The sequence below is a fragment of the Serpentinicella alkaliphila genome, assembly GCF_018141405.1.
In the GTDB taxonomy this organism is placed as follows: domain Bacteria; phylum Bacillota; class Clostridia; order Peptostreptococcales; family Natronincolaceae; genus Serpentinicella; species Serpentinicella alkaliphila.
Genome location: NZ_CP058648.1, coordinates 1,456,116 through 1,468,085 on the forward strand (window position 1 = coordinate 1,456,116; position 11,970 = coordinate 1,468,085).

13 protein-coding genes and 1 pseudogene are annotated in these 11,970 nt (G+C 30.6%); 11 read left to right on the top strand and 3 right to left on the bottom strand.

The genetic code is table 11. The features are described 5' to 3' along the window. Positions 1 to 87: 87 nt before the first annotated feature. The gene (locus HZR23_RS07410; RefSeq protein WP_165913762.1) at positions 88 to 834 is read left to right on the top strand and encodes a DUF3108 domain-containing protein; all 747 of its coding nucleotides are present in this window, start codon (positions 88 to 90) and stop codon (positions 832 to 834) included. Between the two features lie 763 nt (positions 835 to 1,597). Here HZR23_RS07410 and HZR23_RS07420 read toward each other — a convergent pair. Continuing rightward, positions 1,598 to 2,206, bottom strand: coding sequence for an IS1634 family transposase (locus HZR23_RS07420; protein ID WP_132849476.1), 609 nt, complete (start codon positions 2,204 to 2,206; stop codon positions 1,598 to 1,600). 110 nt (positions 2,207 to 2,316) lie between these two features. On the opposite strand from HZR23_RS07420, the gene HZR23_RS07425 reads away from it, so the two are divergent. From HZR23_RS07425 to HZR23_RS07440, 4 genes are all read left to right on the top strand, one after another. After that, complete coding sequence (locus HZR23_RS07425) at positions 2,317 to 3,600, top strand: RelA/SpoT domain-containing protein (RefSeq protein WP_132849475.1); 1,284 nt, start codon at positions 2,317 to 2,319, stop codon at positions 3,598 to 3,600. Positions 3,601 to 3,719: 119 nt separating this feature from the next. After that, the gene (locus tag HZR23_RS07430; RefSeq protein WP_132849474.1) at positions 3,720 to 4,352 is read left to right on the top strand and encodes a hypothetical protein; all 633 of its coding nucleotides are present in this window, start codon (positions 3,720 to 3,722) and stop codon (positions 4,350 to 4,352) included. A gap of 157 nt (positions 4,353 to 4,509) precedes the next feature. Beyond that, complete coding sequence (locus tag HZR23_RS07435) at positions 4,510 to 7,053, top strand: bifunctional diguanylate cyclase/phosphodiesterase (protein ID WP_132849473.1); 2,544 nt, start codon at positions 4,510 to 4,512, stop codon at positions 7,051 to 7,053. A gap of 3 nt (positions 7,054 to 7,056) precedes the next feature. Then, positions 7,057 to 7,278: a YdbC family protein gene (locus tag HZR23_RS07440; RefSeq protein WP_132849472.1), complete on the top strand. Its 222-nt coding sequence runs from the start codon at positions 7,057 to 7,059 to the stop codon at positions 7,276 to 7,278. A gap of 249 nt (positions 7,279 to 7,527) precedes the next feature. Here the strand turns inward: HZR23_RS07440 and HZR23_RS17550 are convergent, their stop codons facing one another. Then, positions 7,528 to 8,112 (bottom strand): transposase, encoded by a 585-nt coding sequence (locus tag HZR23_RS17550; protein ID WP_283669805.1) that lies wholly within the window; start codon positions 8,110 to 8,112, stop codon positions 7,528 to 7,530. A 5-nt stretch (positions 8,113 to 8,117) separates the two neighbouring features. Beyond that, the gene (locus tag HZR23_RS17555) at positions 8,118 to 8,702 is read right to left on the bottom strand and encodes an IS110 family transposase (protein ID WP_283669806.1); all 585 of its coding nucleotides are present in this window, start codon (positions 8,700 to 8,702) and stop codon (positions 8,118 to 8,120) included. 276 nt (positions 8,703 to 8,978) lie between these two features. Between HZR23_RS17555 and HZR23_RS07450 the strand changes: the two genes are divergently transcribed. From HZR23_RS07450 to trhA, 6 genes and pseudogenes are all read left to right on the top strand, one after another. Beyond that, the gene (locus HZR23_RS07450; protein WP_132849389.1) at positions 8,979 to 9,602 is read left to right on the top strand and encodes an IS607 family transposase; all 624 of its coding nucleotides are present in this window, start codon (positions 8,979 to 8,981) and stop codon (positions 9,600 to 9,602) included. A gap of 11 nt (positions 9,603 to 9,613) precedes the next feature. Continuing rightward, a complete protein-coding gene (locus HZR23_RS17745; protein WP_330571483.1) occupies positions 9,614 to 9,817 on the top strand; it encodes a helix-turn-helix domain-containing protein in 204 nt (67 codons plus the stop codon). 47 nt (positions 9,818 to 9,864) lie between these two features. Continuing rightward, a pseudogene (locus HZR23_RS17750) lies at positions 9,865 to 10,419 on the top strand (transposase); the annotation flags it as partial. A 122-nt stretch (positions 10,420 to 10,541) separates the two neighbouring features. Then, positions 10,542 to 10,646: a zinc ribbon domain-containing protein gene (locus tag HZR23_RS17905; RefSeq protein ID WP_334295601.1), complete on the top strand. Its 105-nt coding sequence runs from the start codon at positions 10,542 to 10,544 to the stop codon at positions 10,644 to 10,646. Between the two features lie 239 nt (positions 10,647 to 10,885). Continuing rightward, positions 10,886 to 11,179: a hypothetical protein gene (locus HZR23_RS07460; RefSeq protein ID WP_132849390.1), complete on the top strand. Its 294-nt coding sequence runs from the start codon at positions 10,886 to 10,888 to the stop codon at positions 11,177 to 11,179. A 179-nt stretch (positions 11,180 to 11,358) separates the two neighbouring features. Next, positions 11,359 to 11,964 carry a PAQR family membrane homeostasis protein TrhA gene (gene trhA, locus HZR23_RS07465; protein ID WP_243098267.1) on the top strand — a complete coding sequence of 202 codons (606 nt, stop codon included), beginning with the start codon at positions 11,359 to 11,361 and terminating at the stop codon, positions 11,962 to 11,964. Positions 11,965 to 11,970: the final 6 nt, after the last annotated feature.

The window sequence follows — 11,970 nt, forward strand, 5'->3', positions numbered from 1 at the left end:
AACTAATAAAAGTGTATGATAAGGGAATAAATACAAATAATAATACCATTAAAACAACTAGTGTTAAACCTTAAGGAGGGTATTTTTTTGAAAAAGATTAGTATTCTGATAATTTTAAGCTTGGTCATATGTTTTGGTTGTAGCCCAAAAGCACAGGTTTTTGAAGACTTTAGTAAAGTTAATATAGTTTGGGATGATTACGAAAAGGCTACATACGATTTATTTGTTGATGGAGTAAAGACAGCTGGATACGAAGTGTTGATTGAACAAAACATAGATGATGATACATTAGTTTACAAAGTTGAATCAACTATTACTTCAAAAGATGGGGTGGGAATTCAAGGTGCAGTAGTAAATAGATTTATGGAACCCAAAAACTCCTATTACAAGCAGACAATTAGAGGTGGTAATATAACTAGAAGTGCAGAAATATACGGAGTTTATGAACATGGAAATTTATCAGTAGATAGAATTATTGGAGAAAAATATGAATCTCAATCTGTCGAGCTACCAGAAAACTCTATCGATAATGAATATAGTCTTATGCTTGCGCGGAATCTACCTTTAACAAAAGGATATAGTACGAGTTTAAACATTGCTGTTATTGCTACAGCTCAGGTTTCCCCTTATAAAATAAGTGTTGAAGGTATTGAAAAAATTAAAGTTCCTTATGGAGAAGTAGAATGCTATAAAGTAGTATGGAAATACAGGGGAATAGGAAGAGTGCCAAATATATATTCTTGGTATAGTACTGGTAGTGATAAAAAAATGATCAAATATGTCAATCAAAACCTAGAGTTAACATTAACTGAGTTTAGTACAAGTAAAAATTAATTATGAGAAAAAGCATAGAAAATGGTAATATTTTGTCTATGCTTTTTTATTCAGTGCGTCCAGCAAAGCTGGACCATGCTAACTGGTGAACATATAACCTGAGTTTATAGGTTGCAAAATAAAAAATCAGCTATATACCTTTAAATTGAACGGTTGTAGCTGATTTGTTTTTATTTTTTTATGTTGTGAACTATCTCTTTTTTGTAGGAGCGCATTTGCTCGACTCTTATATTTTTAAAATTAAGTGAAACCCCAAATGTTTTTTCAATCTCCTTGTAAACTTCATTTTGCTTATTAAGTGAGTATATTACATTAGTGATAATTCTACAGATTGCATTTCTAAGGGATTCTTGTATTCTTTTAATAGAATACTGATTTTTAAGTTTCTTTTCTAGAATTCTAGCGAGTAATAATGCAACAAAACAAATAAGAAAATGTCCTTCTATCCTATACTCACATAGACAGGACGACCTTCTAGATCTGACTTTAAAACTTTAAAGGATTCTTCTATTTTCCAAAGACCTCTATACCGTTGAATTATTTCCCCATCAGACATCTCAATTTCGCTGGTAACAAGAGCATAATACCCATCTAAAGCTACATCTCTTTCATATTTATGGGCTTCAAACTCTAATAGTATTTTTTTATCTTCTACCTCACCTGTTACGGTATCTACTTCTATCTCTTTTAAATACTTCTTTACATCATAGCGATTGGAAGTTTTGTATTTTGAAGGATTTTCAAGATACTCTTTAAATTTTTCTTATAGTTTTTCTCTCTTGTGTTTTTCTCTAGCCTCATAATCAGCAGACCAGCAAGATACAATTTTTTCTTTGAGTATAATTTCTTCACCTTTTTCGTTTTTAGTTTTTCTTTCTCTAAAGAAAGATTTAATTTTGAAGGTTTTAGTAGAGTTATAAACATAGCCTTCCTCTTTAAGAATTTCTTTTATAAAGGTCTTAGATGCACCTCTTACCTTTTGTGAAACTATATAACCATCATTATTTTCAACAAGAAAGGCTAGGTTTTTACCACTATTGAGAGCTTTATCTGCTGTTAGAATTATTCTACCCAGATTATATCTATTTTTCATATTTTCTAAGGCGGGGATTAGCATAGTACTATCATGATTATTACCAGAAAAAAGGTCATAGCCAACAGGAAGGCCTGCCCTGTCAATTGCAAGGCTCATTTGTACAATTGGAGTTGTTCTTTTTTCTTTAGAAACACCAACTTGTTTAAGATCATTTTCTAAGTCTGATTCAAAGTAATAATTAGTCACATCAAAGAAAACAAGTGAAGTATCTCTGCCATGTATCTGAGAAACCTGTTCATGAAGATGTAGTTGTAGGTCTTCTTTAATATCCTTTATTAGAGATAAAGAGCATTTTCAGATTATGTATTAAATAAACAAGCCATTTTATGATATACTTTCCTTGTAAGGTTAATTATTTTAATTAATTACAAAGGGGCGCTTTGATCATGGATATAACAACATTTATGAATACATATGTAGAAAATTACATTAGGAGAATTGATTATTATAAAAAATTAGAAGGCTATGTCTACCAACTATGTCAAAGACAGATGGATGAAAACGGTATTCGTTGTATTGTTAGTAGTCGTGTAAAGCCCGTTAGTAGTTTGAGAGATAAAATTCTTTATAGAAACAAGATAGTAGGTTTTAAAAATATTGATGATATTCACAATGATATAAGAGATAAAGTAGGAATAAGGATTGCATTATATTTCCCGCCTGATAGTGTTGAAGTAGAGAAGATAATGTATTCATTATTTGAAATCGTAGAGGAACCTGCACGATTTGAAAATAATACATTACAATATGATTCAAGATTTTCTGGGTATAGGGCCTGGCACTATAAAGTTAGATTGAAATCAAAAAAATTTTCAGATGTTGATTATGATGGCGAAGTAATCGAAATTCAAGTAGCCTCAATGTTAATGCATGCTTGGGCAGAAGTAGAGCATGATCTTGCATATAAAGAACCTGACGGTGGTATATCAGATTTAGAATATGCACTTTTATCTCAATTAAATGGTCTAGTACATACAGGAGAGGTTATTCTAGAACAACTTAAAATAGCAATGGAAAAAAGAATTGAAGATAATAATAGAGAATTTTTAAATCATTATGAATTGGCTTCCTTTATTTATAAAAATATACCACATGAAACTAAAGTAAATATTAGTCAACCTACATTAGGTAGAGTAGATATTTTATTTAGTTTACTAAAAAGCATAAACAAACATCACCCTAAGGCTGTACTAAATTATTTGACTTCTATAGAAAATGATACTAGTTGTCATGCCATTAGCTATAGAATTATTGAAAAGATTCTTGCTGAAAACGAAAAAGCTTATTGTATATATTTTGATATAATATCACCTATAAGAGAGCCGTTAATTGGTTCATATAGTATAGATTTTGAGAAGAAATATAGAGATAATGAAAACCAAATTAATATTTTTCTATTAAAGTGGGTTGCATTAGAGGGATATATAAGAAATAATACAAAAGAAGAAAGTTTTGATATTAGGAAAGTATCGAGTAAGCTACAGGATTTATTAGGTGAAGGTATAGGTCAACAAGTGCTTGAAGCATATAAAATGAGAAATAGAATTGTTCATGGAATTCAGGTTCCAGATAAACAGAAATTAAGAGAAGCAATAAATGGCATAGATAAAGTACTACAGGCAATAGATAATTTAGAGAAAAGTAATGATTATGATAAAAAAATAGTTTAAGTATAATGAAATTTACTCATTAAGTATAGCAGAAAATTATTAAAACGTGATATAAATCACCGCCTCCAGGTAAAACTAATTTTATAATTATAAAAAAGGTTTTTCTAGGAGGGTGAAATATGAGTTTATTTTTAGGCAAAATACATTATTGGTTATATAATAAAATAGTAAGTTATGAGCTAATTGAAAAAGAGATTATAAAATGGGCAAGTGAAAAAGGACTTAATTTAGAAGATTTAATAAGAAGTACTTATGCGGAATTTGGTGCACCACTTGATAATCGTCCCTTAGAGGATATAATTGATACTTCTAATATTCATGGCTGGCTACAAAATAAAATCAATAATGCAGAATTGAGACAGGCGGCATTAATTACGAATATTTTAAATAGGGATAAAAGTTTTAAAGAAGAACTGATGGAAGTTTTTAAAGAGCAGGGAATAGTAGCAGCAAAAAAATATAATGGACATTCACCAGATACACCTGAAACTATGTATAATTTTTTAAGTGATGTATTATTAGAAGGAATGCCATGTGACAGAGTATCTGATATTCTTGACAATAATGACCATGAATTTATATGGGTTACAACAATGTGTCTGCATAAACCCTACTGGGAAAAAGTGGGTGGAGATGTGAAAAACTTTTATGATTTAAGGGATGTATGGATTAAATATTTTGTTCAATCTCTTAATCCTAAGTTTAATTATGAAAGAGCTGCAGATGGAGTGCAAAAAATTAAAAGAGTATAACTAGTTTTAAGAAATCTATGACATAATATCGTAGATTTCTTTCTTTTTTGATTTATATACAATATAATGATGGTGACGATTAGTACAATTTGATTATATAATAATAGTACAAGTTACATCATACTTTATTTTTATACCAAATAGGGATGGCGATTAGATGAACTTATTAAATCAAATAATTGGGATATTTAAACAGAATAGTAATGAAAGGCTTAATGACAGAGTAATTAACCCAACTAAGGAAGCCTTAAAAATTACACTTGTATATGGTTTTTTAGGTTTTTTATGGATACTACTTTCGGACAGGATATTATACAATTTTGTTCAGGATCCGATTATGTTTATGAATATACAAACATATAAGGGTTGGTTATTTGTAATTTTGACGATGACAATGGTGTATCTATTAATCCATAATCGTATGAGATTACTTAAAAATGCTATGAATAGCATTAACTACTCCTATAGTGAATTAAGTACTACATATGAAAAACTAATTTCTACAGAAGAAGAATTAAGAAAAAATTTCGATGAAGTAGAAAAGAGCAGAAATGAATTGATAGAAAGTAATCTTAGGTATAAATTAGTAGTGGAAGGTTCAAAGGAAGGAATTTGGGAGTGGGAAAGCGATAGTGAGAAATACTATTTTTCTATAAAAACAAAGGACATTTTAGGCTATAACGACGGAGAGATAGATGATAGTTTTGAGGCTTGGGTGAATTTAATTCATCCGGATGATAAGAATTTAGCTATGAGTAAGCTTAAGGATTATTTTGAGTCAAAAGATGGAATATATGAAAGTACCTATAGGCTACGTGCAAAATGTGGGGAATATAGATGGATACTTAGCAGAGGAAAGGCACTAAGAGACGAGTATGGAAATATTAAAAGAATGGGTGGGTCTCATACTGATATTACGAAGCAATTAAAATTAAGAGATAATCTTAAAAGAGAAGTAATTCTTTCTGAAAGTGTTATAGGGAGTGTTTCAGTACTTATTGCTATATGGGATAGAGATGGCAGAATATTAAGATTTAATTCTTTCGCTGAAAAAGTATTAGGTTATATGGAGGCCGAGGTTTTAGGTAAAAATATTTTAGACCTTGATCTGTTCACAGTTAATCTACAGAAAGAGGATTTAGAGGAGTTGTATCAAAAAATAAAAACTGGAGAATCTACAAGAAACTTAGAAACTAAATTATTAAGTAAAGATGGTAAATTTGTAGATATCCTTTGGAATAGTAGTATTCTATATGAAGATAATAACGAAAAAATAGAGATGATTTCGGTGGGGACAGATATAACAGAAAGAAAAGAAATGGAAAAAAGTCTTCAGTATTTGGCATATATAGATAGTTTAACAGGTATTCCAAATAGAGTTAGTTTTGAAGAGAAAGTAGTGAAGCTAACTACCTGCAAAGAAAAAAATGAGAACTTCGCTATAATTTATATGGATATAGATAATTTCAAACATATAAATGACACATTGGGACATGCTTACGGGGATAAGTTACTCAAACATGTATGTGAGGTATTAAAATTAAATGTTCATGAAAATGATTCAATATTTAGACTTGGTGGAGATGAATTTGCAATAATTTTTAATAATTTTGAAACAAAGGAAATATTAGCTGACAAATTAGAAGAATTACTTGTGAAATTAAGAAAACCATGGGTTAACAAAAACCAAGAATTTTTTATTTCTTTTAGCATAGGTATTGTTATATATCCGGAACATGGTTCGGACTTTATGACACTGCTGAAAAATGCAGATACAGCAATGTACTGTGCAAAAGACATGGGTAAGGATAAATACTGTTTCTATAGTACAGAGTTACAAAATAAGATAATTGCTTATATTCAAATGGTAAATCAAATACGACATGGGATCGATAAAGAGGAGTTTCAGTTATATTATCAGCCACAAATAGAGTTAAGGACTGGTAAAATAACAGCGGTAGAAGCCCTTATTAGGTGGAATCATCCGGAGAAGGGATTTGTTTCTCCAATGGAGTTTATACCTATAGCAGAAAACAGCGGACAAATCCAGCAAATTACAGAATGGGTAGTGAAGACAGCCCTTACACAAAAAAAGGAGTGGGATAAAAAAGGGTATTTTCCAATTAAGATGTCCGTAAATTTTTCAGGAAAATGTTTTGCTGCAGTAAATTTAGTAGATAAACTTAGATTTTTAATAAGTTCCATGGATATAAAATATAATGAAATACAAATAGAGATAACCGAGACTGCTTTTATGTCAGATTTAAACTTTGTAATAGAAATAGTTAATCAGCTAAGGGACCTGGGTATAAAAATAGCATTAGATGACTTTGGGACTGGATATTCCTCCTTAACGTACTTAAAGAGGCTACCTATTGATATTTTAAAAATGGATAGGGGCTTTATAAAAAACATAAAAAATGATTTGAAAAATCATGATGAAATTATAGCTAAGACTGTGATACAGCTAGCAAAAGAGCTTAATATTAATGTAGTGGCTGAGGGCATTGAAACTAGTGAACAACTAATATTCTTAAACGAACATGGCTGCAATGAGGGTCAAGGGTACTACTTTAGTAGGCCTATTCCAGCAGAGGAAATCGAAAGCCTTTTAGAAAATCATCATAAATATTTAACGAATAATTATAAATATGATGATGCTATTGAGGAGATATTACTAACCTATGATAAGGAGGCTTAGCTTATGGCTGAAATAAAATATGATATTATAAAAAACTTTGGTTTTCTTTCGGAATCTTCAAAGCAATGGACAAAAGAAGTAAATCTTATAAGTTGGAATGGAAGAGAGCCCAAGTATGATATTAGGGATTGGGCACCTGACCACGAAAAAATGGGTAAGGGTGTTACTTTAAGCAAGGATGAATTAAGAATATTAAGAGACATCTTAAATCAAATGGAAATATAATAATTATAGGACTTAATGTCAATAGGGAGGGTAGACGCAGTTTTTAAATACCTACCAAAACATACAAAAATATATTTAAACATTAATAGTTATATGTTATCATAATACGTGTAAAGAGACTAACTATATGAAGTCAAGAAAAATTTCGTATTTAAAGAAGTCATGAAGAAAATAATTTTAAAGACATCTATTACAAAAAAATGCATGACAAACAGAGCAACTCAGTTGCTCTGAAAAAAATAGATTAAATTAGACTTGTGGAACAAATGCAGTATTGTTTTTTAGGAGGTAGTAAATTACCCTAATTAACTTTTTACCGACATGGCATCTGGCAACATTGAAGTGTTTGCCTTCAGAACGCTTTTTGACCATATAATCACTAAAGACTTTATCGCGCATAGCAACAAGTCTAGATGCTTGCATAATAGCCCACCTAAGGTATGTAGAGCCTCTCTTAACCATTGGAGTTTTAGATGCATTGTAAGTCCCAGATTGGTAAGTAGAAGGATCCATACCTGCAAATGCAAGAAGTTTAGCTGGGTTGGAGAAACGATCAATATGACCAATTTCAGCTAATATAATGGCAGCTAGAGTATATCCAATGCCAGGAATAGTAATGAGTGGGGTATTGAGTTCTTGTACGACTAATTTAATTTGATTATCTAATGCATCTATTTCTGTTTGTACAGATTGTATGAGGCGAATAGTTTGTTGTAATTCGAAGGCTGTAGAGCGATTGCTTGACCCAATAGATTTGATAGCAAGCTCTTTTAAAGCAATTGCTTTCTCTTTGCTATATTTACCTTTAGAGGCTGTTCTTATTAGGTTTGTCAACTTTGTCAGATTGCAGTTGTAAATACTATCGGGGTTGGTAATTCAATTAATAATGCATAGGAACTTTGGTGTATAGACCAAAATAAGCTTGGCAATTCAGGAAAAATGATATCTATTAAGCGACTAACTGAAAGTTTAAGTCTAGAACGGTAACTAACCATTCTATGACGGTGTCTTGTTAGTGACTTTAGCTCCTGAATCTGATATGATACTGGTGAATAGGATTTAGATTCATCAGTAAAGAGCATAGTTGCAATGACCTTAGCGTCGGTCTTATCTGTTTTAGTTTTCCTAAGGGTTTGAGCCTTACGGAAAAGATTAGTAGCCAATGGATTTAGGATGGTGACCTGAAAGCCTTTGGAATACAGATAATTTGTGATATTTGTGCTGTAATGACCTGTTGATTCAAGTCCTATTTTTACGTTGTTAATACTCTTGGAGCCAAGAGCAGAAAGGATAGAAGAATATAGGGTATCAAAACCTTCCTTAGAATTAGAAATACGTAAAGAATTAGTATGAATAACACCATCAGAGTCTAAGATACAGCAATCGTGTTTAGCTTTGGCAACATCAATGCCCACAAATAACATAGTAATCAACTCCTTAAATATAGTACGCTATGTTTCCACAAACCCTATGTTAAATGTATCCTTGCTATATATAAAACGTCAAAGCGTTATCTAACTAATTAACAAATGAACATAGAGCTGTGGTTATAGCCTCAAAAGAAACAGTCGGCTGTATAGGGACAGCTGCCGTAGGTGAACAAACTAATCCACAGCGCCTATAAAGATTATATAGAAAATAATCTAGAAAGGAAAATGTATAATGACTTCCCCTATGTTTTCATTATACAAGGTGATAACATGAAGTATTATACAATTGGTCAATTCTCAAAATTGGTAGGGAAAAGTATCCAAACTTTAAGATTGTGGGATAAAGAAGGGAAATTAAAACCACATCATATAACAGAAGGTGGACACCGTTATTATTCTGAACAACAAATTAATCAAGTTTTACAAGTGCCATTTTTTAAGAAAACTAAAAAAATAATAGGTTATTGTAGAGTATCAAGTAATAAAGAAAAAGATGGCCTTGAGCGTCAAGTGGAGAATGTCAAAACTTATATGATTGCAAAAGGTTACTCTTTTGACATTATTACAGATATTGGAAGTGGGATAAACTACAATAAAAAAGGATTAAATCAGTTAATTGATATGATAACTAATTCAGAAGTTGAAAAGGTAGTAATTCTATACAAAGATAGATTGTTAAGATTTGGTTTTGAAATCATAGAAAATCTATGTAATAAGTATGGTACTACTATTGAAATTATAGACAATACAGAAAAAATAGAAGAACAGGAATTGGTTGAGGATTTAATTCAAATTGTTACGGTTTTTAGTTGTAGATTGCAAGGGAAAAGAGCAAATAAGGCAAAGAAAATGATTAAGGAGTTGCTCCAGAATGATACTAGCGAAGAAAGTTAGAATTATTCCAAATGAAAAGCAGGAACAATTTATGGCAATCTGTTGGAACTGCAAGATTTATCTATAATTGGACACTTGCAAGACAAGAAGAAAATTATAAAAATGGTGGTAAGTTTATAAAAGATGGATATTTGAGAAAAGAATTAACTATATTAAAGAAATCAGAACTTATTTGGCTGAGTGGATTATCTAATAATGTAGCAAACAGGCTGTAAAAGATGGTTGTAACGCTTATGAAAATTTCTTTAAAGGATTAGCTGATAAACCCAAATTTAAGAGTAGAAGAAAAAGAAAGCCTTCATTCTATAACGATACAGATAAACTAAAAGTTAAAGAAAATTTAGTACTAATTGAAAAAGTAGGTTGGATTAAAACAATAGAGCAAATACCTATGGAAATTAAATATACTAACCCAAGAATAAGTTTTGACGGGAAGTTTTGGTATATATCTGTAAGCATGGAAAAAGAAGAACCTATATCAGAAAATACAAATATATCAATAGGTGTAGATTTAGGTTTGAAAGATTTAGGGGTAGTTTCAAATATAGATAAGCCATTTAAAAACATTAATAAAACTAAAGAAGTCAAAAGACTAAAAAAGAAGTTAAAAAGAAAGCAGAAACAAGTTTCAAGAAAATATGAAGATGGAAAAATTCAAATAGGAAGGGAAGGTGAAAACCGTTATAAATTTACTAAAACTAATAATATTAAAAAAGTAGAAAGAGAATTAAAACTTATTCAAAGAAGACTTTCAAATATACGTTTAAATCATATACATCAAACAACTAATGCTATAGTGAAAACCAAGCCAAGCTGAATAGTTGTCGAGGATTTGAATGTAAAAGGCATGATGAAAAATAAACACTTATCAAAGGCTATTGGGGAACAATGTTTCCATAAATTTATTAGTTTTTAGAATATAAAAGTAAATTTAATGGTATTGAATTTGTAAAAGCAGATAGGTTTTATCCATCAAGCAGAACTTGCTCATGTTGTGGCGAAATCAAGAAAGATTTAAAACTTAAAGATAGAGTTTTTATCTGATCATCATGTAACTATAAAATTGATTAGAGATAAAAATGCTTCAATAAATCTTTCAAGATACGAGAAATCAGCATAATATCACTAACAAGATAATGCTGATATGTACTGTTCGTTACGCAGGAATTTAAGCCTTTGGACAACATATCAAACTGGAGTAGTCTTATGACAAAACAGGTGCGTTGAATAAGGAATAAATCTCTAATGTTAGATTTTGGTAGATTTTATGTAACGGGTGTTTGATGAGTACAGTTATTGTTATGTCTAGAACAATAAAAAAATACATTAACAGATTTTTAGAAGCTAATATCACTACCCCAGAAAATGCCATAAACCCACTGGAGCTTGGTTGCAAAAAGACAGTAATTATTAGTCAATTAGTATCCAACGGCATATTAATACAAGTAGGAGAAGGCAAATACTATTTAAATGAAGATGGATTGGAAGGGTTGGTAAGTCCTAAAAGGAAAGTCAGTTTTGTTATATTAAGTGTAATGCTAGTATTGGCTCTCGTTGTATTAGCGTATTACTATTAATGTAGGATTTCAGGATACTGAAGTCCTTTTTTAGTAGATTAAGGTACTTAATTATACATAATTTATTATGGATATGTGCGAGTATCAAAGTTTATTAGTTAGGTTAATAATAATGCTTTTAAACTATTGGATTTTAGGATATAGTAGAAAATATAGGAATACAAGAATGGAGGGATTTCATGACCACAAATAATGTAAAACGGTATTCAATTAAAGAAGAGATAGCTAATAGTATTACTCATGGTCTAGGTATTGTATTTAGCATTGTAGCTCTAACTATTTTACTTGTATATTCAATTCTTAATAAGAGTACTATTTCTATTGTAGGTTTTAGCATTTATGGGGTTTGTTCCATTTTGCTTTACGTTTCTTCGACTCTATATCATAGTTTTCAGCAGGAAAAAGTTAAAAGTATATTCAGAGTATTTGACCACTCATCAATATTTCTTTTTATTGCTGGTACTTATACCCCTGTAACTTTAATTGCTATGAGAGGGTATTGGAGAGTGGGAATTCTTGTTGCCATATGGTGTATAGCTATCATTGGAATACTCTTTAAAGTTTTTACATACAACAAATTTGAGAAATATAAATTCGTATCCCTATCACTTTATATTCTTATGGGATGGTTAGTGGTAATTGCTATTAAGCCAATGGCTCAAATGGTGCCCATGGGATTTCTGTTATGGCTTCTAGCAGGTGGGGTTGCATATACAATAGGCACTATTTTTTACGCAATTAAAAAATACCCTATAACCATGCTATTTGGCATATATTCGTATTAACTGGAA

Bases quoted from the DNA above. Each gene is read 5' to 3' on its own strand.
- HZR23_RS07425 (WP_132849475.1), top strand. From the start codon at position 2,317: ATGGATATAACAACATTTATGAATACATATGTAGAAAATTACATTAGG.
- HZR23_RS07430 (WP_132849474.1), top strand. From the start codon at position 3,720: ATGAGTTTATTTTTAGGCAAAATACATTATTGGTTATATAATAAAATA.
- HZR23_RS07435 (WP_132849473.1), top strand. From the start codon at position 4,510: ATGAACTTATTAAATCAAATAATTGGGATATTTAAACAGAATAGTAAT.
- HZR23_RS07440 (WP_132849472.1), top strand. From the start codon at position 7,057: ATGGCTGAAATAAAATATGATATTATAAAAAACTTTGGTTTTCTTTCG.
- HZR23_RS17555 (WP_283669806.1), bottom strand. From the start codon at position 8,702: ATGTTATTTGTGGGCATTGATGTTGCCAAAGCTAAACACGATTGCTGT.
- HZR23_RS07450 (WP_132849389.1), top strand. From the start codon at position 8,979: ATGAAGTATTATACAATTGGTCAATTCTCAAAATTGGTAGGGAAAAGT.
- HZR23_RS17745 (WP_330571483.1), top strand. From the start codon at position 9,614: ATGAAAAGCAGGAACAATTTATGGCAATCTGTTGGAACTGCAAGATTT.
- HZR23_RS07460 (WP_132849390.1), top strand. From the start codon at position 10,886: ATGAGTACAGTTATTGTTATGTCTAGAACAATAAAAAAATACATTAAC.
- trhA (WP_243098267.1), top strand. From the start codon at position 11,359: ATGACCACAAATAATGTAAAACGGTATTCAATTAAAGAAGAGATAGCT.